Raw genomic sequence first — 22,893 nt, 5'->3', positions numbered from 1 at the left:
GCCAAAGGCAAGAAAATTCGACAACGACAGCGGCCCACTTCCTCGGAAGTGGGCCGCTGTTGTCGTTTCTGCACTCCCCCGCTCCGCGTCAATGGACCCTTGCACTTCCCAGACGTATGCAGCGGTCCATTCACTCAGCCACTGACTCTGCGTGGATGGACCGTTGCACTGCTCAGACGCATGTGATGGTCCATTGACGCGTGCGGGGCGGGGCGACGCGTGCGGGGCGACGGGCGGGGGCCACCGACTGGATCAATGCGAGATTCAGTCGGTCAGACTGCAACGAAGGGACATTGATCCCAACCGGGGCGGGCGTCGGTCAGGCTCAGGCGTCGGCGTCGGTTCCCAGGAGTGCGGTGATCATTCCTGGAGCCAGTGCTACCGCGGGCAGAGCGTTGACGTTCAGGTCGATCAGTTCGTCGCGGCTCAGTTCGGGCGCGGTGAGCCAGTTGATGGTCGTTTCCTCGACGAATGCGATCCAGCCGCGGACGGCCAGCACGATGGTGGGGGTGACCTCGATGTCGAGTCCCCCGAGTTGCGCGACGGTTCGCTCGGCCATGGCGGAGCGGGTGTCCTCGAACAGCGCGCGCATCTGCGGGTCGCCACTGGGAGTGCCGCGCAGGAGCGAGACGTACATCTGCCGCTTGTCGGTGACGTAATCGACGTAGTTCGCAATGGAATCACGCAGAATCTCGTACGGTGGCAACGACGAATCGGGTGCGGTGCGCTCGAGCATGACGCGCGAGGATTCACGCACGATTTCGAGGTGGAACTCCTGCTTGGAGGCGAAGTAGTGGAACAGAAGACCTCGGGAGACGCCTGCTTGGTCTGCGATGTCCTCGACGGAGATCTGTTCGAGGGGGCGGTCGGCGAGCATTTCGGTGCCGAGCTCGATCAGTTGCGCTCGTCGTTGCTGCGGACTGAGTCTGGTCCTCTTCGTTGTCGATGTGCCGGGGCTGTTCACGAACGCTATGCAACCACCCTACTGAATGTTAGTCAATAACTATTGACTCACACTCAATAAGCTTCTACGCTCCCCTACATGAGTCTTCCCGTAACAGATACTTCGGACCGTGCAACGACGCCGCGTCACGTCGATACGCTGATCATCGGCAGCGGATTCGCCGGCCTCGGTGCCGCGATCAAGTTGACGAAGGCAGGCAAGAAGGACTTCGTCGTCATCGAACGCGGCCACGACGTCGGTGGCACCTGGCGCGACAACACCTACCCCGGTGCCGCCTGCGACGTGCCGTCGCACCTGTACTCCTACTCGTTCGCGTTGAACCCGAACTGGACGCGCTCGTTCTCCACGCAGCCCGAGATCCAGAAGTACATCGCCGGGGTGGCGCGCAAGTACGGCGTCATGGACAAGCACGTGTTCGGCACGGATGTGACCTCGGCCCGCTGGAACGCCGAGACCAACCGCTGGGACGTCGAGACCACCACGGGCAACTACACCGCGAAGATCGTCGTCTCCGCCGTCGGCGCGCTGTGTGAGCCGAACCTGCCCGACATCAAGGGAATTCACGACTTCAAGGGCGACGTCTTCCATTCGGCCCAGTGGAATCACGACGTCTCGCTCGCCGGCAAGCGCGTCGCCGTCATCGGTACCGGCGCGTCGGCGATCCAGATCGTGCCCGCCATCGCAGATCAGGTGAAGCACCTCGACGTGTACCAGCGCACCGCGCCGTGGATTCTTCCCCGCGCGGACCGCCCGTACACCAAGCTCGAGCGCTTCGCCTTCAAGCACGTTCCCGGATTCCAGCGACTCTCGCGCACCGGCATCTACGCGATGCGCGAGACGCAGGTCGTCGGACTGGCGAAGGCCCCGGCCTTCATGAAGCCGCTGCAGTGGGCGTCGGAGAACCACCTGCGCACGCAGATCAAGGACAAGACCCTCCGCGCGAAGGTCACGCCGAACTTCCGCATCGGCTGCAAGCGCATGCTGATCTCGAACGCGTACTACCCCGCGCTCGCCAAGAGCCACGTCGATCTCGTCACCGACGGCATCGCCGAGATCCGCGAGGGCTCCATCGTCACCAAGGACGGCACCGAGCGCCCCATCGACGCGCTCGTCGTCGCCACCGGCTTCCACGTCACCGACTCCCCCGCCTACCACGGCATCACCGGCAAGGACGGCCGCACACTGGCCGAAACCTTCGAGGACGGCGGTCAGCAGGGCTACAAGGGCGCGGCGGTCGCGAACTTCCCCAACATGTTCTTCCTGGTGGGCCCCAACACCGGCCTGGGCCACACGTCGATGGTGTTCATGATCGAGTCGCAGATCAACTACCTGGTCGACGCGTTGAACACCATCGACAAGCACGACATCGGCACCATCGAGGTGCGCAAGGACGTGCAGGACGAGTACAACGTGACGCTGCAGGACCAACTCTCCAAGAGTGTCTGGATGAACGGCGGATGCGCCAGCTGGTACCTCGACAAGCACGGCAACAACACGACGCTGTGGCCGGGCTTCACCTTCGAGTTCCGCAGAATCACCAGGAACTTCGATCTCGATGCGTACCGTAGCGTCGCTACCGCAGACCTGCCCTCCGGACCGTCGGCGACCAACTCCGCCGGCAACAACACAGACAAGGTGTCCGCACGATGAGCACATTCACAGGCAAGGTGGCCGTCGTCACCGGCGCGGGCTCGGGAATCGGCCGCGCCCTGGCCCTCGAACTGGCCGGCCGCGGAGCGAAGTTGGCATTGTCCGACGTCGACACCGCCGGACTCGACGAAACGGTTCGACGAGTCGAGGCGTTGGGCGCCGAGGTCAAGTCGGACTTCTTGGATGTGTCCCAGCGCGAGACCGTGCTGGATTACGCCGAGGCCGTCGTCGCGCATTTCGGCAAGGTCAACCAGATCTACAACAACGCCGGTATCGCGTACCACGGTGACGTGGACAAGTCCTCGTTCAAGGACATCGAGCGCATCGTCGACGTCGATTTCTGGGGAGTCGTCAACGGCACCAAGGCATTTCTGCCGCACATCCAGGCCTCCGGCGACGGCCACATCATCAACATCTCCAGCCTGTTCGGCCTGCTCGCCATGCCGTCCCAGTCGGCGTACAACGCGGCGAAGTTCGCCGTCCGTGGGTTCAGTGAATCGCTGCGGATGGAGATGTTGATCTCCAAGGCACCGGTGAAGGTGACCGTGGTGCACCCCGGTGGCATCAAGACCGCCATCGCCCGCAACGCGACCGTCGCCGAGAACTTCGATCAGGCCGACGTGGCCAAGTTCTTCGACAGCAAGCTCGCCAAGACCACCCCGATCGACGCGGCCAAGACCATCCTCAAGGGCGTCGAGAAGGGCAAGGGCCGGGTGCTCATCGGGTCCGACGCCATCGCCCTCGATCTGTTGCAGCGCATCACCGGCTCTCGCTACCAGGGCCTGATCGCCGCGGTGTCCAAGCGCGCGCTGCCGCGTACGAAGAAGTAGGCGAGCCCGTGAAGTCCTTCTACGTTCCCCTGCCGATCGTCGCGGCAGCACTCAAGCCCTTCTATCGCCTGGCGCTGAATCCGCGTCTGTCGTTCCGAGCGCAGCGGGCCCTGCTCGAGGCGGCGGCTCCGGCGCAGACTCTTCCGCACGGAACCGTCGCGCAGAAGTTGACGCTCGCCGGACGGCGAGCGGAGCGCATCACCGTCGGGGCAACCGAACGCGACACCGCGATTCTGTACCTGCACGGCGGCGCGTACACGATCGGTTCGATCAACACGCACCGGTCGTTGGCCGCGCATCTGGCGCGGGAATCGGCCAGCGCCGTCTACGTGCTCGACTACCGGTTGGCCCCGGAGAACCCGTACCCGGCCGGTCTGGACGACGCCGTGGCGGCGTTCCGCGAGCTGGTCCGCGTGCACGGATTCACCGCGGACCGCATCGCCATCGCAGGCGATTCCGCCGGTGGAGGTCTGACGGTCGCCACCGCCCGGCGTCTGGTGGACGACGGCACCAGCCCGGCCGCACTCGGCCTGATCTCGCCCTGGGTCGATCCCGGTGCGCGCGACGCCGCCAAGGACCGCGATCTCGTGGTCAACACCGACTGGTCCTACAGCTCGGCCGACGCCTATCTGGGTGCGGGCGATCCACTCGACCAGGGCTTCGCACCACTGCTGGGCAACCTCGACGGACTGCCTCCGACCGTCACGCACGTCGGCACCGACGAGGTGCTGTACGCGCAGATCACCGCGTTCGCGGACAAGCTGCGATCGTCGGGCGTCGAGCTCGAGCACGTGGAATACAAGAAGCTCTGGCACGTGGCTCATCTACAGGCGTCGATCCTGCGGGAGGCGGCTCAGGCCGTCCATCACATGGGCTCGTACCTGGGCCGCAAGGTCAGGGCAACGCAGACGGGCACAGTGTCACAGGTTGCGCTCACCGAGCCAGCGGCCGGCGACCTCGCCTGACGGAACGCCGTTGCGGACCTCGCCGATCATGTCGGCGAGGTCCGCAGTCGTCAGCTCCCCCGCCACCACGGAAAAGGACCTCACAGCACTCTCGCTGAGCACTCCGTCGACGTAGAGCGGAACCACGTTCTGCGCGGGATACACATGATCGTCGTCGGGCAGCGTGGTCAGATCCTTCGCCAACGGGCCGAACGAGGCGGTGCGAATCGCGAGTACGTCGACCTCCCCGGCGTTCAACCCGTCGACGGCGGACTGCGCATCGGCATACGGAGTGATATCGGTGAACGACGCCCCTGTGAACGTGGGACTCTTCGTGCCTTCGGCAATGACGTCCATGGGATCGACCTGGCCGTCCACGATTCCCACGGTCTTTTCCTCACGCCCCAGGAAGTCGGTCACCGTCTCGTCGCCCGATTCACTGTCCGACGCCACCGCAATGGCAAGTCGATCCTCGGCGGTGGCGTAATCCCCCACCGACAACCCGGCCGGCAGTGATCGGTTCAGTTCGGTGTACACGTCCTCGGCCTCGGTTGCCGCAGACAGAGTGTCGAAGGTGCGCAGCAGTTCTCCGGTGAGATCGGGAACCATCGTCACCTCACCGCGGTCCAGTGCCGCGAGGTAGTCGGCTCGGTCTCCCAGGTCGTCCTTCACCTCGACGTCCGCTCCCGTCGACCGCAGTCCACCGGCGTAGATCTGCGCGAGCAGACGCGACAGATCCGAGCTGCCTGCTCCGACGACGACGGCCGCGCCGGCAGGGTCGGTCGACGCGCCCGCACTGCAACCGCCGACCAGTCCGGCGATCGACATCACCAGGGCTGCTGCCAGAACCGACGATCGCACTGTCATTTTCTCCTGTTCACTGCCCGGGTGGTTTACCGATCTCGGCCGCGGGGCACTAGTGCGAACGAGACGGTAGTCGAACCAACCTTATGGGCACGCTGAATTCGACTACCATCCCGAGCAGCCCGAGTCCTGGTTTCGACGATGCCCCCGCAGCCCGGTGGCGGCGGTCGGCGATGGGTAGGACTGTGCCCGAACCGATGGAAGGACACCATGACCACCTCCCGAATCACGCGCGCGTTCTCCGCTCCGAGGGCAGTGGCCGCCGTAGCCGCACTCGCTCTCTCGGTCACCGCTCTGACCGCCTGCGGCGGAAATTCGGATCCACTGTCCAGCGGTGGCGGCGAGAGCAACAGCGACACCAACTCGATCATCGTCGGCTCGGCCAACTTCCCCGAGTCCGAGACCGTGGCGAACATCTACGCCGAGGCTCTGCGCGCCAACGGTTTCGAGGTGAGCACCAAGCTCAACATCGGCAGCCGTGAGGCCTACATTCCGGCAGTGCGAGACGGGTCGATCGACCTGATCCCCGACTACACCGGCAACCTGCTGCAGTACTTGGACGAATCCGCGACCGCCACGTCCTCCGAGGACGTCCTGGCCGCACTGCCCGCGGCTCTGGGCGACGACCTCACCGTGACAGCGCAGGCACCGGGCGAGGACAAGGACGCCGTCGTCGTCACGCGCCAGACCGCCACCGAGCGCAACCTCACCACCATCGGCGACCTCGCCCCGTTCTCCTCCGAGGTGACCTTCGCCGGTACCCCGGAATTCCAGGAACGCGTCGGCGGCCTGCCCGGTCTGCGAGACAAGTACGGCCTGGACATCTCGCCCGGCAACTACATCCCGATCTCCGACGGCGGCGGCCCGGCGACGGTCGAGGCCCTCGTCTCCGGACAGGTCGTCGCCGCGGACATCTTCACCACCGCCCCCTCGATCGCACAGAACGATCTGGTCGTCCTCGAGGATCCGGAGAACAACTTCGCGGCCCAGAACATCATTCCGGTGCTGCGTACGGCCAAGCAGTCCGACAAGCTCACTCAGGTGCTCGACGCCGTGTCGGCGCAGATCACCACCGAGGAGCTGATTGCGCTGAACACGCGAGTGTCCGGTGACGAGAAGGTCGAGCCCGCGGCAGCAGCAGCGGATTGGGTCCAGGACAAGGGTCTGGATCAGCCGGTCAGCTGATGATCACCTTCGAGAGCATAAACAAGACATATCCGGACGGCACCACGGCCGTCGACTCGCTGGACCTGGTGATCGAGCCACACTCGTTCACCGTGTTCGTGGGGCCGTCCGGCTGCGGCAAGACCACCTCGATGCGGATGATCAATCGCATGATCACGCCCACCTCGGGCGTCATCACCGTCGACGGGCGCAACATCGCAGACATCGACGCGGTGAAGCTGCGCCGCGGCATCGGCTACGTCATCCAGAGTGCCGGGTTGTTGCCGCACCGCACCGTCGTCGACAACGTCGCCACGGTGCCGGTACTCAACGGCCAATCGCGTCGCGCAGCACGCACAGCCGCGCTCGACGTTCTCGAGCGCGTCGGCCTCGACCCGGCATTCGCCTCCCGCTACCCGGCGCAACTGTCCGGCGGGCAGCAACAGCGGGTGGGCGTCGCCCGGGCGCTTGCCGCAGACCCGCCGATCCTGCTGATGGACGAGCCCTTCAGCGCGGTCGACCCGGTGGTTCGGGAAGAACTGCAGATCGAGATGCTGCGACTGCAGGCCGATCTGAAGAAGACGATCGTGTTCGTCACCCACGACATCGACGAGGCCGTGCGGCTCGGTGATCGCATCGCCGTGTTCGGACCCCAGGGCCGATTGCAGCAGTACGACAAGCCGGAGACCGTACTCGCCTCCCCGGCAACGTCTTTCGTGGCGTCGTTCGTCGGTCGCGATCGCGGCTACCGCGGCCTGTCGTTTCGGTCGGCACAGTCGGTGACCATGCACCCCATCCATACGGCGACCGAGGACGAGATCCACGGTCTGAGGCTGGACCAGGGGCAGTGGGTCCTCGTCGTCGATGGGCAGCGCCGTCCACTCGGATGGATCGACGCGACCGGAGTCGAGAAGGTGCGCGACGGCCGGAGCATCGACGAGAGCACGGCGGCGGGCGGCTCCCTGTTCCTCGAGGGCGGCGATCTGCGTCAGGCACTCGACTCGGCGATCTCCTCGCCGTCGGGAATCGGTGTCGCGGTCGATGCATCCGGGGCGGCCGTGGGTAGCGTCGACGGGGCGGAGATACTCGAAAACCTTGCCGCACAACGCAAGTCGGAGGACTCCGAACGCAACCGGCACCACTTCCTCACTACCGGGGACAACGAACAGTGACCTGGCTGCTGAACAACTTCGATGTGGTTCTCGGCTACACGAAGACGCACCTGTATCTCTCGCTCGTCCCGCTGCTCATCGGACTGTTGATCGCCATCCCGTTGGGTACCGTCATTCGCAACACCCGTTGGGTTCGCCGAATCACGTTGACGGTGGCCAGTATTGCCTTCACGCTTCCGTCGCTGGCTTTGTTCGTCACCATCCCCGCGATCGTCGGTCTGCCCGTTCTCGATCCGTTGAACGTGGTGATCGCGCTGGCGGTGTACTCGACCGCGCTGCTCGTGCGCGCAGTACCCGAGGCACTCGATTCGGTGCCGTTCGCCGTGGTCGATTCCGCCGAGGCGATGGGCTACTCGACACTGCGGAGAGCAGTGACCGTCGAACTGCCACTGGCACTTCCGGTACTCATCGCCAACATCAGGGTCGTCGCGGTCACGAACATCTCGTTGGTCTCGGTGGGCTCGGTGATCGGCATCGGCGGCCTCGGCCAGCTGTTCACCCAGGGCTACCAGCGTGACTATCCCGATCAGATTTTCGCGGGCATCATCTCGATCGTGTTCCTGGCGTTGATCTTCGACGCGGCCCTGTACCTGCTGGGGCGTCGTCTCACCCCGTGGACGCGGCTGAGCACAGGCTCGTCGAAGAAGAAGGCACGCGCATGAATCTCTTCTCCGAGGCGTTCTCGTACATTCTCGACGGCGGAAACTGGGCCGGTCCCACGGGAATCGGCGCACGGCTGATCGAACACATGTGGTACAGCCTGTTGGCAGTGTTGCTCTCGGCTGCCGTCGCGGTTCCGGTCGGTCTGCTCATCGGTCACCTGCGCCGCGGTGAGGCCGTCATCGTCGGGCTCGTCAACGCGCTGCGGTCGCTGCCGACCCTCGGCATTCTCGTGTTTCTGGTTCTGGTGATCGGGTTGGGCCTGATCCCGCCGATCATCGCATTGGTGCTGCTGGGCATTCCTCCGCTGTTGGCCGGCACGTACTCCGGCATCGCGAACGTCGACGCCAACGTCGTCGACGCCGCCCGGGCGATGGGGATGACCGAAACCCAAGTGCTGTTTCGCGTCGAGATCCCCAACGCTCTTCCCCTGATCCTCGGCGGGTTGCGCAACACCACACTGCAGATCATCGCCACCGCGACCATCGCGGCCTACGTCAACCTCGGCGGGCTCGGCCGTTACATCTTCGACGGGCTCGCGCTCTACGACTACGGCCGCGTTCTGGTCGGCGCGATTCTGGTGGCGCTGCTGACCCTGATCGTCGACGGTCTGCTCGCCCTCGCCGTGTGGGCGTCCGTCCCGGGAACCGGTCGCCTGCGGCGGATGCCGACCGGACTCGCGAAGGTCTGACTCGAGCCACGACGAAAGACACCGGCGAACCGCAGGCCCGGGTGGGGCCGGGTTCGCCGGTGTTTTCTTTCCGTTTTCCTACGCGACGCCCTCGGCTCGCGCTGCTGCCGCAACTGCGTCCGCAACGGCCGGGGCGACACGAGGATCGAGTGGGCTGGGCACGATTTTGTCCGCAGCCAACTCGTCGCCGAGAACCGAGAGGATTGCCTCGGCAGCGGCGAGCTTCATGCCTTCGGTGATGCGGCGGGCACCTGCGTCGAGCGCGCCCTTGAACACACCGGGGAAGGCGAGAACATTGTTGATCTGGTTCGGGAAGTCGCTGCGTCCGGTTGCCACGATGGCGGCGTACTTCCTCGCCACCTCCGGATGGATCTCCGGATCCGGGTTGGACAGCGCGAACACGATGGAGTCCGGGGCCATCGAGGCGATGTAGCTCTCGTCGACCTTGCCCGCGGACAGACCGAGGAACACGTCGGCTCCGGCCAGGGCGTCGACCGCTCCGCCGGCCAGTGCACGGGGGTTGGTGCGCGCGGCGAGGTCGGCCTTGACGCTGGTCAGATCCTGGCGATCTGAAGAGACGATCCCCCGCGAGTCCAGCACCACCACGTCCCGGATGCCGGCCAGGAGGAGCATGTTGGCGCACGCCGCACCTGCTGCCCCGGCTCCGGAGATGACGACCTTCAGTTCGGAGGTGCTCCGGCCCTGCACCTTCGCGGCCCCGTTGAGCGCGGCGAGGACGACGATGGCGGTGCCGTGTTGGTCGTCGTGCATGACCGGGCATTCGAGCGCCTCGATGACGCGGCGTTCGATCTCGAAGCAGCGCGGTGCCGAGATGTCTTCGAGGTTGACGGCACCGAAGCTGTGCCGCATCCGCACGATGGTCTCGACGATCTCGTCGACGTCGTTGGTGTCGAGCACGATCGGGATGGAGTCGAGGCCCGCGAACTTCTTGAACAGTGCGGCCTTGCCTTCCATCACCGGCAACGACGCGCGCGGACCGATATCGCCCAGGCCGAGCACTGCGGAACCGTCGGAGATGACGGCGACGAGGCGATCGGTCCAGGTGTATCGCTTGGCCAGCGCGGGTTCGGCGGCGATGGCGCGGCTGACCTGGGCCACTCCGGGAGTGTAGGCGATAGAGAGATCGCGCTGGGTCTCGAGCGGCGCTGCCAACTCGACCGACAGCTTCCCGCCGAGGTGCCCGGCGAAGATCTCCTCGTCGGTGATTCCGGCGGGAAGGGCCGGCGTTGTGGGTGTTGCTGCGGTGTCTTCGACTGCCGTCACGGTGAAAGCTCCTCGCACTGTCGACCTCGACCGGCGAGGCGACGAAATGTCAACGAAGTGAGTGGTGGAAATGAGGGCCGTCGGAGTGCGCCAGTGCTGGCTGCAAACTGCCGAGAGCGTGTCTCGCATGTGAGGCGGGTGCGCCTGCACGATCAGCGATGGGCTGTAGCCCTGTCGGTGCCCCAGTGTGCCACATCGCCACCCCACCTGACCACAGAGTCAGAAGAGAGCAGATCTCGGTGCCAGCACTGCTTCTACTGCCACCACTGTGTCCACAGGACGAGGCCGGTGGCGACGAAGACCACGATCGCCCCGAGGACGGCCGAGAATCCGCGACGGTGATCGGTGACGCGCTGCGCGAACACGGCGACGATCGCCGCGACGATGTGTGCGGCGACCGACAGACCGCCAGGACCGGGGAATCCGCGGGAGTGACCCAGATACTGCGTGACGGCGACGCCGATGGCGAGCACCACCAGTCCTGCGGTGACGATGCCGCTGAGCCCGCGCAGGAATCGGAGCCCGAACGATCCCCCGGTCATCCGCCGGCCACGAATCCGCGAACAGAATCCGCGATCAGCTGCACCGCGATGGCGGCGAGCAACAGGCCGGCGATGCGGGCCAACAGCGAGATGCCGCCCTCTCCGAGGAGCCGGATCAGCGCCGTCGAGAACCGCAGCACCAGGAAGAACAGCACGTGAATGGTGATGATGCCCAACGCAATTGCCAGAAACGAACCGGCGTCACCGTCGGCCTGGCTGACGTAGACGATCACCGCGGCGATGGCACCGGGGCCGGCCATGAGCGGAGTCCCGAGCGGCACGAGCGCGACGTTGACGTCCTCCGCGGCGGTGTCTCCGCCCGCGCCCTTTCCGGTGAGCAGTGACAACGCAATGAGCAGCAGCAACAATCCACCTGCGCCCTGCAGTGCCGGAATGCCGATGTGCAGGTAGCTCAGGATCGCTTGGCCGCCGATCGCGAACACCGAGATGACGGTCAGTGAGACCGCGGGAGCCTGCCACGCGGCCTTGTTGCGTTCTTCTTTGCTCTTGCGGCCCACCAGCGACAGGAACACGGGGATCGCGCCCGGTGGGTCCATGATGACGAACAGGGTGATGAGCACCGTCAGGTAGAGCGTCACGTCGAATGTCATGGGCGTGCCGCCGCCACGAGACGGTCGTATTGCTCCGGGGCCGTGGTGTATTCGCCCAGTTTCACCGTCTTGTTGGTGCCGTGGTAGTCCGAGGATCCGGTGACGATCAGGTCCAGTTCGGCAGCGAGATCGGCCATCACCGCGGTGTCCTGCGGCGAGTGGTCCATGTGATGCACTTCCACTCCCCCGAGACCGCGCGCTGCGAGTTCGCGAATGTGATCGAGGTCGAGGATGCGACCGCGGGCACGAGCTCTGGCGTGCGCGAGCACACTGACACCGCCTGCCGCGGCGATCATGTCGACCGCGACCTCGAGGGGAGTGTCGACCTTCTCGACGTAGTACTTGCCGCTCGTCGCCAACGGACCGGCGAACGCTGCGTCCATGTTCGGAACGTAGCCGGCGTCGATCAGCGCGCGACCCAGGTGCGGTCGTCCGGCTGCCGCTCCGGCCGAGGCCAGCACCGCGTCGGGATCGATGGGCAGACCGTCCGCCGCCATCTTCTCGGCGATGGCACGCAATCGAGTGACCCGCTCGCCGCGCAACCGTGCGCGCTCGCCCGCGAAGGCCGCGTTCGCCGGGTCGAACAGATACGCCAGCAGATGCACCGGAACCGGCTCGCCGTCCTCGCCTCGCCCGGTGCAGGAGAGTTCCATGCCGCGCACCAGCGTGAGGCCGGACGGCAGTGCGGCGGCCGCTTCGTCCCACCCCGAGGTGGTGTCGTGGTCGGTCAGAGCCACCACCGACAGTCCCGCCTCGGCTGCGGCGCGGACCAGCTCGGCCGGGCTGTCGGTGCCGTCGGACGCCGTCGAGTGGGTGTGGAGATCGATGAGCACCTGCACAGTGTTCCAGGCCCACTCCGTCGTCGTTTTGCTGGCGTACGATTGCCCGCCATGCCGTCCCTTCCACCACGCCCGTCGCTGCCGTCACTGCATCGACGTTCTGCCAAGGCCGGTCCCGAGCCGATACCGCGCATTCCGGTGCCCACGGCCCGGGCGATCGTCGACTGCGCGGTCTACGTCGACGGGGCTCGACTGCCCGGGAGATTCACGCACACCTCGGCCATCGCGGAGGTCCGCGCCCGCGGCGAGGGATTCGTGTGGGTCGGTCTGCATGCACCCGACGAACACCAGATGAGCGCTATCGCTCAGTGTTACGGCCTGCACGAGCTGATGGTCGAGGACACCGTGCACGCCCATCAGCGGCCCAAGCTCGAGCGCTACGACGACGTCGCATTTCTGGTGCTGCGCACGGTGAAGTACGTCGAGCACGAGTCGGTGACGACGGCCAACGAGATCGTCGAGAGCGGCGAGATCATGGTGATGGTCGGCCGCGACTTCGTCATCACCGTCCGGCACGGGGAGCATTCGGGGTTGGCCGGTGTGCGTCAGCGCCTCGAAGCGAACCCGGAACAGCTGGCGCTCGGTCCGTCGGCGGTACTGCACGCGGTGGCCGACCACGTCGTCGACGAGTATCTCGCGGTGACCGACTCGATCGAGCGAGACGTCGACGGCATGGAGGAGGAAGTGTTCTCGCCGCACCACCACGTGCCCATCGAGAACATCTATCTCCTCAAGCGGGAGGTCGTCGAGCTGCGCCGGTCGGTGACACCACTGTCGACGCCGTTGGCGCGTCTGGTGCAGGAGCCGAGCGTCCCCAAGGCGGTGCGACGCTACCTGCGCGACGTGCAGGACCATCAGACGACCGTCGCCGAACGTATCTCCGAGTACGACGAGGTGCTCAGCTCATTGGTCGACGCCGCGCTGGCGCGAGTGACGATGCAGCAGAACCTGGACATGCGCAAGATCTCGTCGTGGGTGGCGATCGCCGCTGTGCCGACGATGGTCGCGGGCATCTACGGCATGAATTTCGACAACATGCCCGAGTTGCACTGGACGTACGGCTATCACCTGATGGTCGCGGTCGTGTTGTGCGTGTGTATCGGACTGTGGCGGACGTTCCACAAGAACGACTGGCTCTAGCGACCTTTCGCAGATTGGACAACGTCCAACAGAGTCCGACGGTCGTTGGTGATTACCCCGACCCCTTCCGGGTCACGATCCCGCCGGTCCTGACCGGATGAGACTGCAGAAGTTCTGCATCTCCGTCCGGAAGGGATCGATGAGAATCCGCTCACTGGTAGTGGCCGTCGCGATCATGACCGTCTGCGCTCCGGGTACAGCTCATGCCGGGTCGAACCCCGATCTCGGTCCCGTGCTCACCGTCGCTCCGGCCGCCCTCGACCACGCCCTCACGTGCACCCCCGATCTGCACGACGCCACCCGCGATCCGGTCCTGCTCACCCCGGCCTTCGCCACCGATCAGCAATCGTTCGGTTGGAACTATCTGCAGTCACTGCCCGCCGCTGGGATACCGGTGTGCAGCCTCTCGCTTCCCGACGAGGGCTACGGAGACCTGCAGGTCGCGGCCCAGTACGTGGTGCATGCGGTCCGCACCATGGCAGCCGACAGCGGTCGCCAGGTCGTCATGATGGGTCACCAGCACGGTCCGCTGGACGAGCTGTGGGCGTTGACGTTCTGGCCGGATCTGCCCGCGCTGGTGTCGGACTTCATCTCGCTCGCCACCCCGTACAACGGCACCGACTCGGCGCGCTCGGGATGCGACGACTCGCACGAATGCCCGCCGGCGAACTGGCAGATCGCCACCGGATCGAAGTTCCTCACCGCACTGGCGGCGCGTCCGTTGCCCGCGGGGCCCAGCTACACCTCGATCTATACGAAGTTCGACCAATTGATCTACCCGCAACCGCACGCCAGCACCCTCGCCGGGGCCGCCAACATCGCCGTCCAGGACGTCTGCCCGCTCCGGCCCGTCGAACATTTCAACATCATCGGCGACAACGTCGCCTTTCATCTCGTCCTCGACGCGCTCGAACACGACGGACCTGCTGTGCGCGAACGCATCTCGGACGACCTGTGTTTCACCACCACGATGCCGAACCTGCGTTACGACGCGGATGCCGCGATCACCGGACTGAAGTATCTGGCCGAGGTGCCTCTGCACCTCATCTTCGATTCCGTCACCGCCGAACCGGAATTGGCGTCCTACGCGCGATGACGTCTCGTCAGAGACTGGCCGCAGATCGATTCGGATCGCGCACGTCGATCCCTGCCTCGGTCCAGGCCTCCCGCAGGGCCGCGGCACCGCGTAGACGCACCCACGCGGCCTCGGTGCCGGTCAACGGCACTGCGGCCAGAAAGCGAACCGGATCGTAGGGCTCGGGCAGCGTCAGATCGGCGATATCGCTCTCGCCCAGCAGCACTGCGGTGAACGGCGCGTTGGTCCACAGCGGCTCGCCCAGGTCGAGCAGCGCGTCCTCGACGAGTACGACGCCCTCCACCGCGGGAGAGGCAGCGAGCACGGCCAGGGACTTGTGCACGCCCGACGCCACGCCTGCTCCACCGCGCAGAGTCAGCACCAGTTCGGCTCGGGGTCCGCGCGATGGATCGGCGACGAGTTCGTTGGGGTCGGCCATGGGGTGACGAGAACAGCCGAGACTGACGTATCGGACCACGTCGGAGTCCGCGCCGAATCTCAGCACGTCCAGTGACTCGAGGCCGAGGAACGTCACCGACGCCGACGACGGATTCTCGTCGCCGATCTCGGTCACCAGATGTGCGCGTACCGCTTCGATGACACTGTCGCTCACCTGACCCATCCAACACCACCGATGCCCGAGAAGTCCGTTCGGAGGTACCACCGCACCGGAGGTGGGTACCGTCGTACCCGTGGTCTCCGTTCTCGCAGTTGCCGACGAAACGATCGAATCCCTGTGGAGTCCGCAGGTGAAGTCGCTCGCAGTCGACCTGATCCTCGGCGCGGGCGACCTCCCGTTCGATTACCTCGAGTACCTCACCGACGCGCTGAACGCACCGTGTGTGTTCGTGCCGGGCAATCACGACGCGGACCTCACCGGGTACTCGGCCGGGCGCGCGGGGTGGATGCGTGCCGGGCTGCCCGCCACCTGGCCCGGACCGGTCGGTGCCGTCAACGTCGATCGTCGCATCGTGTCGGCGGCAGGCCTCCGGATCGCCGGGCTCGGCGGGTCCATCCGCTACAACGGTGGGCCCAATCAGTGGACCCAACGGCAGCAGCGACGTCGATCACGAACGCTGACCCGGACGTTCGCGTGGCATCGCAACGTGCGCAAGGACCTTCGGCCCGTCGACATTCTGCTCACCCACAGTCCACCGCTCGGCGTCGGCGACGACACCGATCCGGCGCACATCGGTTTCGACTGTCTGGACGAGGTGACGCGTCGACTCTCCCCACAGTTGTTGTTGCACGGCCACATTCATCCGCACGGTCACACCCCGGACGACCTGTCCCTGCACGGCGCGGCGGTGATCAACACCGTCGGATACACCCTCCTCGAGATCGAACCGGGCGGCGAGAGACCGGATTTCGAGACACCCAAGATCGTGAGGCGCAGACATGGCACGTGACACCGGATTTCCGGCCGCCGACGCGGAGAACGACTTCACCCGCCAACGCCGCCGCGCCGACGTCGCACGTCTGGTCGGGTGGCTGCGTCGTCAACCCGACGACGTCAACACCATCCTGCCGTTCGACGAGGTGGTCGCCGCCCTCGGCAAGGTGGGCGAGCGTCACCTCGGCCTGCAGGTCATCCGCGTCGAGACCATCGTCGGCAGCGTCGATCGCACGCGCGACTTCGATCGATTCTTTCGGCCGACGTCGGCGCGCATCCGCGAACGCTGGCAACGACTCGCGGCTGCTCAGCGCCGCGGCGAGGCGATGCCGCCGATCCAGGTGTACCGCATCGGTGGCATGCACTTCGTCGTCGACGGACACCATCGGGTCTCCATCGCCTTCGCGATGCACCGGACGTCGATCGACGCCGTGGTCACCGAGATCATCACCCGCATCTCACCCGAAGGCATCACCCGACGCGGCGACCTGCTGATCAAGGATCACCGGCGCATCTTCCTCAGTCGTGTCCCGTTGGTGGGCAAGGCACGCGAGGCCGTTCAGGTGACCGATCCGTTCGATTACGCCCAGCTGAGCGAATCGGTGGAGGCGTGGGGCTTCCGGTTGATGCAGGAGGTCGGCGAGTTCGTCGACCGCGGTACCGTCGCGCGGCGCTGGTTCGGTGAGGAATACCTCCCGGTGGTGCGCATGGTGCGCGCTGCGGAGATCCTCGAGGACCGCACCGACGCGGAGGCGTACCTGTGGATGAGCCGGGAGCGTTACCGCCTGGTGCGCGAGCATGTGTGGAACGACGAGATCGTCAGCGAACTGCGGCAGAAGGCGCTGGGCAAGCCCACCCGTCCGCAGTGACACGGTGCCGTCGTCGGGGACCGCTTCCCTGGTTCGGCGATATCTGATAGTCACTTAGATGCATTCAACAATTTATTTGCGTCGCTTCTAGTGCTTTATCGACAGGTAACGAGGTAGTTCTTCCATGTCCACCCGCCGCATACTGCTGCCCGGACTCTGTTTCATCGTCATGACTCTCGCCGTTCTGCAGACGATGGTCGTCCCCATCGTCGGAACCATCGGCACCCAACTCGGCGTCAGCACCACGGCCGCAGGTTGGGTACTGACGGGCAACCTCCTCGCAGCGGTCATCGCCACCCCCGTCATCGGCCGGCTCGCCGACCTGCACGGCAAGCGGCCGGTGCTCATCGGTGTACTCACCGTCGTCCTCGCCGGGTCCTTGCTCGCGGCCCTGACGCACTCGCTGCTCTGGTTGATCGTCGGTCGCGTCCTGCAGGGAGTGTCCTATGCCCTGTTCCCCATCGCGCTGGCGGTACTGCGCGACGAGATGCCCCCACGAAAGCTCGTCGGCTCGATGGCCGTCCTGTCCGGGACACTGGGCGTCGGCGGCGGCTTCGGACTGGTACTGACCGGGCTGCTCACCGCCAACGGAGCCGACTACCACCGCGTGTTCTGGCTCACTGTCGTGTTCGTCGTGCTCGCCCTCGCGATCGCCTGGTTCGGCGTTCCCGCGCGACCGAAGACCAGCGGCGGCACCGTCGACTGGTGGGGTGCCGCAGGACTCGCCGTGACCCTCCTGCTCCTGTTCCTCGCGTTGACACAAGGCCGCACCTGGGGCTGGGGTTCGGTGGCCACCCTCGGCTGCGCCCTTGCCGGTGTACTGACGGGGACGCTCTGGTGGCTGCTCGAGAAGCGCACCGCCGAACCGTTGGTCGCGCCCCGCATGCTCACCCACGGTCCGCTGCTCGCCACCAACGTCGCCACCGTGTTCGTCGGTATCGGGATGTTCGTCAACTTCCTCGCCTGCTCGTACTTCGTGCAGACACCACGAGCGGTGGCGGGCTACGGCTTCACCGCCAACGTTCTCGAGGCGAGCGTGGTCTACCTGCTACCCGGCGCGGCGGTCGGCGTGGTTGCGGCCGTCCTCAGCGGTCGTCTCATCCGGTCCTTCGGGCCGCGTCGAGTTCTGATCGCAGGTGCGGTGATCGGGCTGGTCGGCTTCGTGTTCGTCGCACTGGCGCACGATCACACCTGGCAACTGATCACCGCCGGTGTGGTCATCAACGTGTTCGTCAGTCTCGCGTTCGCTGCCCTGCCCAACCTGCTCATGGCCGAGGTCGATGCGGCGGACACCGGCGTGGCCAACAGTGTCAACTCGATCGTCAGAACCGTCGGCACGTCGATCGCAAGCGCAACACTGTCCACCGCACTGGCCATGTTCGCCATCGACGGGACCGGGGTCGCCCGTGAAATCGTCTACACCGCGGCCTTCGCCGCCGGAGCGGTGGCCTGTCTCGTCGTCGGATTGGCGGCCCTGGCCATCAAGAGCACTCCGACCACCGGCGAATCGGTGGTCGGCGGCCGCAGCGAACCGGCCGTTCCGGCTGGCAGCACTGCCAGGTCTGCGCCGACGACCTGACCACTGCCCGTGCCGCGACCAGGGGAGACGCACGAAATCACGGGCGACGCTCCTTGGCAGAAAGCTCGTAATGTGCTGGGAGGTAGCAGTTTTCCCTGTCGCAGGCCCACCTCGTCGACCTAACGTCGGAGAAGTACGAACACCGACGAAAGGGAACACATGAACACCCGAAAGATCTTCACCCGCGCAGCAGTGACCGGGGCTCTGGTGGCCATTCCTCTGGTGGCAATGGCGGGCACAGCATCGGCCGATCCACTGTGGACGGACCGGGGCGACAATCACACCCGATACGACGACAACCGAAACGACGGGCCGAACCAATTCGAGCTCTCCGAGCTGTTCCCCCAGGCACCGGCACCGCAGCTGCAGAACCCGGCACCGAACGTGGTGCCGTACAACTTCTTCCAGGGCTACCAGTTGCCGAGCACCGGCTCTGCGTTCTGAGCCTGCGGCATGTGCGCGGAACTTCGTAGCCCACTACGAGTTTCCGCGCACATGCGCGCAGCGCTCTACAGCGTCAGGTTCGCACCCGAGGCCTGGTCGAACACCGAGATCTTCGCCGGGTCGAACCACAGTTCCACCTGACCACCCTCGGCGGCCTTGGATTCGGCGGCCAGGCGCGCAACCACCTGTGCGCCACCGAGATCGGCGATACCCGCGTCCGCTGCGAGCTCCTGCAGCTCGCTGGATTCGACCCGCGCACCCTTGAGCGTGAAGTAGACGTACTTGTCGCTACCCATCGACTCGAGTACGTCGACGGTGGCGGTGAAGGTGGCACCGCTCATCTTCTGGTAGCCGTCGATCAGTGCTGCGTCCTCGAAGTGCTCGGGGCGGATGCCGACGACCACCTCGCGACCCGGGTTCTTGGCCTTGATCGCGTCCATCCGCTCGAGCGGGATGTCGATCTCACCGAGCGCGGTCGACACTCCGTTCGCGGTGAGCTGTCCGGGAACGAAGTTCATCGAGGGCGATCCGATGAAGCCGCCCACGAACAGGTTTCGCGGCTTGTCGTACAGCTCCTGCGGAGAACCGATCTGCTGCACCAATCCGCCGCGTAGCACCACGACGCGATCGCCGAGGGTCATGGCCTCGGTCTGGTCGTGCGTGACGTACACGGTGGTGGTGCCGAGCCGCTTCTGCAGACGTGAAATCTCGGCGCGAGTCTGCACACGCAGCTTCGCGTCGAGGTTGGACAGCGGCTCGTCCATCAGGAACGCACTGGGGGTACGAACGATGGCGCGGCCCATGGCAACTCGCTGACGCTGACCACCGGAGAGGTTCGCCGGCTTGCGGTCGAGGTGCTGACTGAGGTCGAGGATCTTGGCTGCCTCTTCGACCTTGCTGTTGATGTCCGACTTCGAGAGCTTCGCGAGCGTGAGCGGGAACGCGATGTTCTGCCGCACCGTCATGTGCGGATACAGCGCGTACGACTGGAACACCATCGCGATGTCGCGATCCTTCGGTGCCTTCTCGTTGACGCGCTCCCCCGCGATGCGCAGCTCGCCGGACGAGATGTCCTCGAGACCGGCGATCATGTTGAGGGTCGTGGACTTTCCGCAACCGGACGGGCCGACGAGGATGATGAACTCGCCGTCGGCGATGGTGATGTCGACGTCGCTGACGGCAGCCGCGCCGTCGGGGTAGAGCTTGGTGACTTTGTCGAGAACGATTTCGGCCATGACGGTTATCCCTTCACTGCGCCGGACGTCAAGCCCGCCACGATACGTCGTTGGAAGAAGAGCACGAAAATGATGATCGGGATCGTGATGACGACTGCTGCCGCCGCGATCGATCCCGTTGGCTCCTCGAACTGAGAGCTACCGGTGAACTGAGAGATGGCCGCCGGGACGGTGACCGAACGTTCCGTCGCCGTCAACGAGATGGCGAGCAGAAGGTCGTTCCAGGCGAAGATGAACACCAGAATGGCGGCGGTGACGATGCCGGGTGCGGCCAGCGGGGCGATGACCTTGCGGAACGCCTGTGCCGGCGTCGCGCCGTCCATCTTCGCTGCCTTCTCGAGCTCCCACGGAATCTCGCGGAAGAACGCCGACAGGGTGTAGATCGCCAACGGCAACGCGAAGGTGATGTACGGAATGATCAGCCCCGGCCAGGTGTCGAACAGTCCCAGCGAGCGGGAGATGTCGAACAGCGGTGTCACCAGGGAGATCTGGGGGAACATCGCAATGAGCAGTGCTGCACCGACCAGAGCCTTCTTTCCCGGAAAGTCCAGACGCGCAACGGCATACGCGGCCATCGTGCCGATCACCACGGCGATCACGGTGGTGATCAGTCCGATACCGATCGAGTTGACCAACGCCGAGGTGAACTGATTGGTCGAGAAGATGCCCTTGTAGTTGTCGAAGGTGATCGAACGAGGAATGAAGTTGCCGTCGGCGATGGTGGCCGTCGACTTGAACGAGAGGCTGATGATCCACAGCAGTGGAACGAGTGCGTAGAGCAGGACGAGGACGTTGACGACCGTCCAACCGACCTTCTTGCGAGGCGTAACAGTGGTCATTACTTGCGGCCTCCGTCGTCGGATCCCGGTGCCGATGCACCGAACAACTTGATGAACACGAACGCGATGATCGCGACGCAGAAGAAGATCAGAATGCTGATCGCCGACCCGAGCCCGAGGTTGAACGCACCGAACAGGTTGTTGTAACCGAGAATCGAGACCGATCCGGTTTCGTTGCTACCGCGGGTGAGGACGTAGATGTTGTCGAAGATGCGGAACGCGTCGAGGGTGCGGAAGAGCACCGCGACGAGAATCGCCGGCTTCATCAACGGAATCGTGATGCGCATCAGCCTGGTCCACGCACCCGCTCCGTCGACCTCGGCCGCCTTGAGCAGATCGTCGGGCACCAGCGCCAGGCCTGCCAGAAGAAGCAGCGCCATGAACGGCGTCGTCTTCCAGACCTCGGCCAGTACGACGATCGCCAGTGACGGGAACTGCTCGGTGAGCGGAGCACTACCGTCGGGCAGCAGATTGGCGAGATAGCCCGTGCCGGGGGTCCACGCGTAGTACCAGCTGTACGCGGCGGCGACGGTCACGATGCCGTACGGGATGAGCACCACGGTGCGCACGAGTCCGCGACCGAAGATGGTGCGGTGCATGACCAGAGCCACGGCCAGGCCGAGGATGAACTCGATGATCACCGAGATGATCGTGATGCCTGCCGTCACACTGAACGCCGTCCACCAGTAGCCGTCGGACAGCACGGTCACGTAGTTGGAGATACCGACGAATTCACGATCCTCGGGGAATGCGAGGTTGTACTTCTGCAGACTGAGCCAGAACGCGTAGATGATCGGATACCCGGTGACCGCGATCATCAGCAGGGCGGCGGGTGCAATGAGCATCAGCCCCAGTCGACGTTCGGCCTTCTTGCCGTCGGAGACGTTCTTCAGAGCCGCCTGCTTGTCGACAGGCTGCGATGCGGGCTGTGACTCGGTGGTGGCGCTCATGGAATCAACCCTTCGGAATTGACGGCCTTGGAGACCAGATCTGCGAGCTTGTCCACGTCGGCCACCGGATCGATGTTCTGCGGCGGGTTGAGCGCATCGGTCAGCAGAATCGAAATGCTTTGGTAGGCAGGCGAAACGGGTCGCACAGCCGCAGATTCGATGGAACCGAGAACCCCTTCCCACGCGGGATAGACGGCCTGGAACTCGGGATCGGAGTACAGCGACTTCAGCACCGGCGGCACACCACCGTTGACGGCGTTGTTGCGCTGGTTCTCCCCGTTGGTGAGGCACTCGACGGCCTCCCACGCGAGATCCTCGTGCTGAGTGGTCTTCGCGACGCCGATGTTGAAGCCACCGATGGTGACCTTCGCGGGCTCGCCCGGGTTCACCTCCGGATACGGCGCGCTACGGAAGACCTCGGCGATACGTGCGTCCTGCTGATCCTCGGGCACCGTCGACAGGTCGAGGAACGAGACGGCACCGGCAACGGCGTTCTCCTTCAACCCGGGCAGTACGAACGGGTAGTTGACCTGGAATGCCATCCGTCCCGATTCCATGCCGAGGCGGGCAGTTGCCTCGTCGCTCTGCGAGACCGAGGGATCGCGGCCGTCGGCCGTGGCCACTCGCTTGATGATCTCGAGGGCCTTCTCGGTGGCGGCGCGATGCTCGGGAGTGTCGTTCAGCGTCACCGTCGTTCCGTCCTCGGCGACGACCGAACCACCAGCGCTCTCGAGCAGCGAGTTGAACCAGACCATGAAGCCCTCGTACTGCTTTGCCTGAACGCCGATCTGTGCGGGCTTGCCCGCCGCCGCATTGGCCTCGGCCACGTCGATCAGCTGATCCCACGTCTGCGGCGGCACTCCGTCGGGCACCTCGTCCGGGCGGTACCAGAGCAACTGGGTGTTGGAGTTGAGCGGCACCGCGTACAGCTGATCCTGCCACTCTGCCGTGGCGAGTGGGCCCTCGAGCGTGGCACCGTCGCGCAGCTTCTCGGACAGGTCCTCCGGGACGGGCAATGCCCATCCGGCCTCGGCGAACTCGGCCGTCCAGACGACGTCGAGTGTCATCAGATCCAGCGTCCTGTCGTTGCCGGCGAGGCGCCGCGCGAGCTGGAGCCGCTGATCGTTGGCGCTCTTGGGCAGAGTCCGTTGCTC

Annotated in this window: 24 protein-coding genes; 13 read left to right on the top strand and 11 right to left on the bottom strand. The window is 65.3% G+C overall.

Annotated elements, in window-relative coordinates; all coding sequences use genetic code 11:
* Window positions 1-325 precede the first annotated feature (325 nt).
* Window positions 326-964 carry a TetR/AcrR family transcriptional regulator gene (locus tag CH256_RS22870; RefSeq protein ID WP_373454863.1) on the bottom strand — a complete coding sequence of 213 codons (639 nt, stop codon included), beginning with the start codon at window positions 962-964 and terminating at the stop codon, window positions 326-328.
* Between the two features lie 78 nt (window positions 965-1,042).
* On the opposite strand from CH256_RS22870, the gene CH256_RS22865 reads away from it, so the two are divergent.
* The 3 genes from CH256_RS22865 to CH256_RS22855 are packed head-to-tail and all read left to right on the top strand — an operon-like array spanning window position 1,043 to window position 4,409.
* Window positions 1,043-2,614 carry a flavin-containing monooxygenase gene (locus CH256_RS22865; protein ID WP_094641315.1) on the top strand — a complete coding sequence of 524 codons (1,572 nt, stop codon included), beginning with the start codon at window positions 1,043-1,045 and terminating at the stop codon, window positions 2,612-2,614.
* Window positions 2,611-3,444: an SDR family NAD(P)-dependent oxidoreductase gene (locus CH256_RS22860; protein ID WP_068053168.1), complete on the top strand. Its 834-nt coding sequence runs from the start codon at window positions 2,611-2,613 to the stop codon at window positions 3,442-3,444. Before CH256_RS22865 ends, CH256_RS22860 begins: the two co-directional genes overlap by 4 nt.
* An 8-nt stretch (window positions 3,445-3,452) precedes the next feature.
* Complete coding sequence (locus CH256_RS22855; protein WP_094670650.1) at window positions 3,453-4,409, top strand: alpha/beta hydrolase; 957 nt, start codon at window positions 3,453-3,455, stop codon at window positions 4,407-4,409.
* Here the strand turns inward: CH256_RS22855 and CH256_RS22850 are convergent.
* Window positions 4,365-5,255, bottom strand: coding sequence for a glycine betaine ABC transporter substrate-binding protein (locus CH256_RS22850; protein WP_068053162.1), 891 nt, complete (start codon window positions 5,253-5,255; stop codon window positions 4,365-4,367). The two genes, CH256_RS22855 and CH256_RS22850, sit on opposite strands and share 45 nt — an antisense overlap.
* Before the next feature lie 207 nt (window positions 5,256-5,462).
* Here CH256_RS22850 and CH256_RS22845 point away from each other — a divergent pair, with 207 nt between their 5' ends.
* Genes CH256_RS22845 through CH256_RS22830 form a run of 4 tightly spaced genes read left to right on the top strand, consistent with a single transcriptional unit; the run spans window position 5,463 to window position 8,939 of the window.
* A complete protein-coding gene (locus CH256_RS22845) occupies window positions 5,463-6,437 on the top strand; it encodes an ABC transporter substrate-binding protein (RefSeq protein WP_094641309.1) in 975 nt (324 codons plus the stop codon).
* Complete coding sequence (locus CH256_RS22840) at window positions 6,437-7,588, top strand: ABC transporter ATP-binding protein (RefSeq protein WP_094670648.1); 1,152 nt, start codon at window positions 6,437-6,439, stop codon at window positions 7,586-7,588. Before CH256_RS22845 ends, CH256_RS22840 begins: the two co-directional genes overlap by 1 nt.
* The gene (locus CH256_RS22835; RefSeq protein ID WP_094670646.1) at window positions 7,585-8,250 is read left to right on the top strand and encodes an ABC transporter permease; all 666 of its coding nucleotides are present in this window, start codon (window positions 7,585-7,587) and stop codon (window positions 8,248-8,250) included. Before CH256_RS22840 ends, CH256_RS22835 begins: the two co-directional genes overlap by 4 nt.
* The gene (locus tag CH256_RS22830) at window positions 8,247-8,939 is read left to right on the top strand and encodes an ABC transporter permease (RefSeq protein ID WP_094641305.1); all 693 of its coding nucleotides are present in this window, start codon (window positions 8,247-8,249) and stop codon (window positions 8,937-8,939) included. The genes CH256_RS22835 and CH256_RS22830 overlap by 4 nt, the downstream gene beginning before the upstream one ends.
* A 78-nt stretch (window positions 8,940-9,017) precedes the next feature.
* On the opposite strand, the gene CH256_RS22825 is transcribed toward CH256_RS22830, so the two are convergent.
* From CH256_RS22825 to CH256_RS22810, 4 genes are all read right to left on the bottom strand, one after another.
* A complete protein-coding gene (locus CH256_RS22825) occupies window positions 9,018-10,223 on the bottom strand; it encodes an NAD(P)-dependent malic enzyme (protein ID WP_179272191.1) in 1,206 nt (401 codons plus the stop codon).
* A gap of 254 nt (window positions 10,224-10,477) precedes the next feature.
* Window positions 10,478-10,765 (bottom strand): hypothetical protein, encoded by a 288-nt coding sequence (locus CH256_RS22820; protein WP_068053146.1) that lies wholly within the window; start codon window positions 10,763-10,765, stop codon window positions 10,478-10,480.
* A complete protein-coding gene (locus CH256_RS22815; RefSeq protein ID WP_068053143.1) occupies window positions 10,762-11,376 on the bottom strand; it encodes a MarC family protein in 615 nt (204 codons plus the stop codon). Before CH256_RS22815 ends, CH256_RS22820 begins: the two co-directional genes overlap by 4 nt.
* Window positions 11,373-12,209 (bottom strand): PHP domain-containing protein, encoded by an 837-nt coding sequence (locus tag CH256_RS22810; RefSeq protein WP_068053180.1) that lies wholly within the window; start codon window positions 12,207-12,209, stop codon window positions 11,373-11,375. Before CH256_RS22810 ends, CH256_RS22815 begins: the two co-directional genes overlap by 4 nt.
* Window positions 12,210-12,266: 57 nt before the next feature.
* Between CH256_RS22810 and CH256_RS22805 the strand changes: the two genes are divergently transcribed.
* Both CH256_RS22805 and CH256_RS22800 read left to right on the top strand, forming a co-directional pair.
* On the top strand, window positions 12,267-13,355 hold the full coding sequence (locus CH256_RS22805; RefSeq protein ID WP_068053140.1) for a magnesium and cobalt transport protein CorA: 1,089 nt from the start codon (window positions 12,267-12,269) through the stop codon (window positions 13,353-13,355).
* 139 nt (window positions 13,356-13,494) lie between these two features.
* Window positions 13,495-14,451, top strand: a complete 957-nt coding sequence (locus tag CH256_RS22800) for a lipase (protein WP_094670656.1) — start codon at window positions 13,495-13,497, stop codon at window positions 14,449-14,451.
* Between the two features lie 7 nt (window positions 14,452-14,458).
* Here CH256_RS22800 and CH256_RS22795 read toward each other — a convergent pair whose 3' ends face one another.
* Window positions 14,459-15,052 carry a suppressor of fused domain protein gene (locus tag CH256_RS22795; protein WP_094641303.1) on the bottom strand — a complete coding sequence of 198 codons (594 nt, stop codon included), beginning with the start codon at window positions 15,050-15,052 and terminating at the stop codon, window positions 14,459-14,461.
* A gap of 70 nt (window positions 15,053-15,122) precedes the next feature.
* On the opposite strand from CH256_RS22795, the gene CH256_RS22790 reads away from it, so the two are divergent.
* The 4 genes from CH256_RS22790 (at window position 15,123) to CH256_RS22775 (ending at window position 18,715) form a co-directional block, all read left to right on the top strand.
* The gene (locus CH256_RS22790) at window positions 15,123-15,839 is read left to right on the top strand and encodes a metallophosphoesterase family protein (protein ID WP_068053171.1); all 717 of its coding nucleotides are present in this window, start codon (window positions 15,123-15,125) and stop codon (window positions 15,837-15,839) included.
* Window positions 15,829-16,692, top strand: coding sequence for a chromosome partitioning protein ParB (locus CH256_RS22785; RefSeq protein ID WP_094641301.1), 864 nt, complete (start codon window positions 15,829-15,831; stop codon window positions 16,690-16,692). The genes CH256_RS22790 and CH256_RS22785 overlap by 11 nt, the downstream gene beginning before the upstream one ends.
* A gap of 124 nt (window positions 16,693-16,816) precedes the next feature.
* Window positions 16,817-18,271, top strand: a complete 1,455-nt coding sequence (locus CH256_RS22780; protein ID WP_094670645.1) for an MFS transporter — start codon at window positions 16,817-16,819, stop codon at window positions 18,269-18,271.
* 159 nt (window positions 18,272-18,430) lie between these two features.
* Complete coding sequence (locus CH256_RS22775) at window positions 18,431-18,715, top strand: hypothetical protein (protein ID WP_068053133.1); 285 nt, start codon at window positions 18,431-18,433, stop codon at window positions 18,713-18,715.
* A 65-nt stretch (window positions 18,716-18,780) separates the two neighbouring features.
* Here CH256_RS22775 and CH256_RS22770 read toward each other — a convergent pair whose 3' ends face one another.
* The 4 genes from CH256_RS22770 to CH256_RS22755 form a co-directional block, all read right to left on the bottom strand.
* On the bottom strand, window positions 18,781-19,950 hold the full coding sequence (locus CH256_RS22770; RefSeq protein WP_094670644.1) for an ABC transporter ATP-binding protein: 1,170 nt from the start codon (window positions 19,948-19,950) through the stop codon (window positions 18,781-18,783).
* Window positions 19,951-19,955: 5 nt separating this feature from the next.
* A complete protein-coding gene (locus CH256_RS22765) occupies window positions 19,956-20,789 on the bottom strand; it encodes a carbohydrate ABC transporter permease (RefSeq protein WP_032375916.1) in 834 nt (277 codons plus the stop codon).
* Window positions 20,789-21,739, bottom strand: coding sequence for a carbohydrate ABC transporter permease (locus CH256_RS22760; RefSeq protein ID WP_094670643.1), 951 nt, complete (start codon window positions 21,737-21,739; stop codon window positions 20,789-20,791). The genes CH256_RS22765 and CH256_RS22760 overlap by 1 nt, the downstream gene beginning before the upstream one ends.
* On the bottom strand, window positions 21,736-22,893 hold a 1,158-nt coding region (locus CH256_RS22755), incomplete at its 5' end, for an extracellular solute-binding protein (protein WP_143536653.1). The genes CH256_RS22760 and CH256_RS22755, both read right to left, overlap by 4 nt.

Source organism: Rhodococcus sp. 05-2254-6, from assembly GCF_002258565.1.
Taxonomy (GTDB): domain Bacteria; phylum Actinomycetota; class Actinomycetes; order Mycobacteriales; family Mycobacteriaceae; genus Rhodococcoides.
Note: the sequence above shows the minus strand (reverse complement) of the source record. Positions and strands in the feature narration are given on the sequence as shown.

Coding starts and splice junctions, on each gene's coding strand:
- CH256_RS22760 (WP_094670643.1), bottom strand. CDS start 21,739: ATGAGCGCCACCACCGAGTCACAGCCCGCATCGCAGCCTGTCGACAAG.
- CH256_RS22865 (WP_094641315.1), top strand. CDS start 1,043: ATGAGTCTTCCCGTAACAGATACTTCGGACCGTGCAACGACGCCGCGT.
- CH256_RS22850 (WP_068053162.1), bottom strand. CDS start 5,255: ATGACAGTGCGATCGTCGGTTCTGGCAGCAGCCCTGGTGATGTCGATC.
- CH256_RS22845 (WP_094641309.1), top strand. CDS start 5,463: ATGACCACCTCCCGAATCACGCGCGCGTTCTCCGCTCCGAGGGCAGTG.
- CH256_RS22800 (WP_094670656.1), top strand. CDS start 13,495: ATGAGAATCCGCTCACTGGTAGTGGCCGTCGCGATCATGACCGTCTGC.
- CH256_RS22795 (WP_094641303.1), bottom strand. CDS start 15,052: ATGGGTCAGGTGAGCGACAGTGTCATCGAAGCGGTACGCGCACATCTG.
- CH256_RS22785 (WP_094641301.1), top strand. CDS start 15,829: ATGGCACGTGACACCGGATTTCCGGCCGCCGACGCGGAGAACGACTTC.
- CH256_RS22860 (WP_068053168.1), top strand. CDS start 2,611: ATGAGCACATTCACAGGCAAGGTGGCCGTCGTCACCGGCGCGGGCTCG.
- CH256_RS22820 (WP_068053146.1), bottom strand. CDS start 10,765: ATGACCGGGGGATCGTTCGGGCTCCGATTCCTGCGCGGGCTCAGCGGC.
- CH256_RS22770 (WP_094670644.1), bottom strand. CDS start 19,950: ATGGCCGAAATCGTTCTCGACAAAGTCACCAAGCTCTACCCCGACGGC.
- CH256_RS22830 (WP_094641305.1), top strand. CDS start 8,247: ATGAATCTCTTCTCCGAGGCGTTCTCGTACATTCTCGACGGCGGAAAC.
- CH256_RS22815 (WP_068053143.1), bottom strand. CDS start 11,376: ATGACATTCGACGTGACGCTCTACCTGACGGTGCTCATCACCCTGTTC.
- CH256_RS22840 (WP_094670648.1), top strand. CDS start 6,437: ATGATCACCTTCGAGAGCATAAACAAGACATATCCGGACGGCACCACG.
- CH256_RS22805 (WP_068053140.1), top strand. CDS start 12,267: ATGCCGTCCCTTCCACCACGCCCGTCGCTGCCGTCACTGCATCGACGT.
- CH256_RS22780 (WP_094670645.1), top strand. CDS start 16,817: ATGTCCACCCGCCGCATACTGCTGCCCGGACTCTGTTTCATCGTCATG.
- CH256_RS22765 (WP_032375916.1), bottom strand. CDS start 20,789: ATGACCACTGTTACGCCTCGCAAGAAGGTCGGTTGGACGGTCGTCAAC.
- CH256_RS22775 (WP_068053133.1), top strand. CDS start 18,431: ATGAACACCCGAAAGATCTTCACCCGCGCAGCAGTGACCGGGGCTCTG.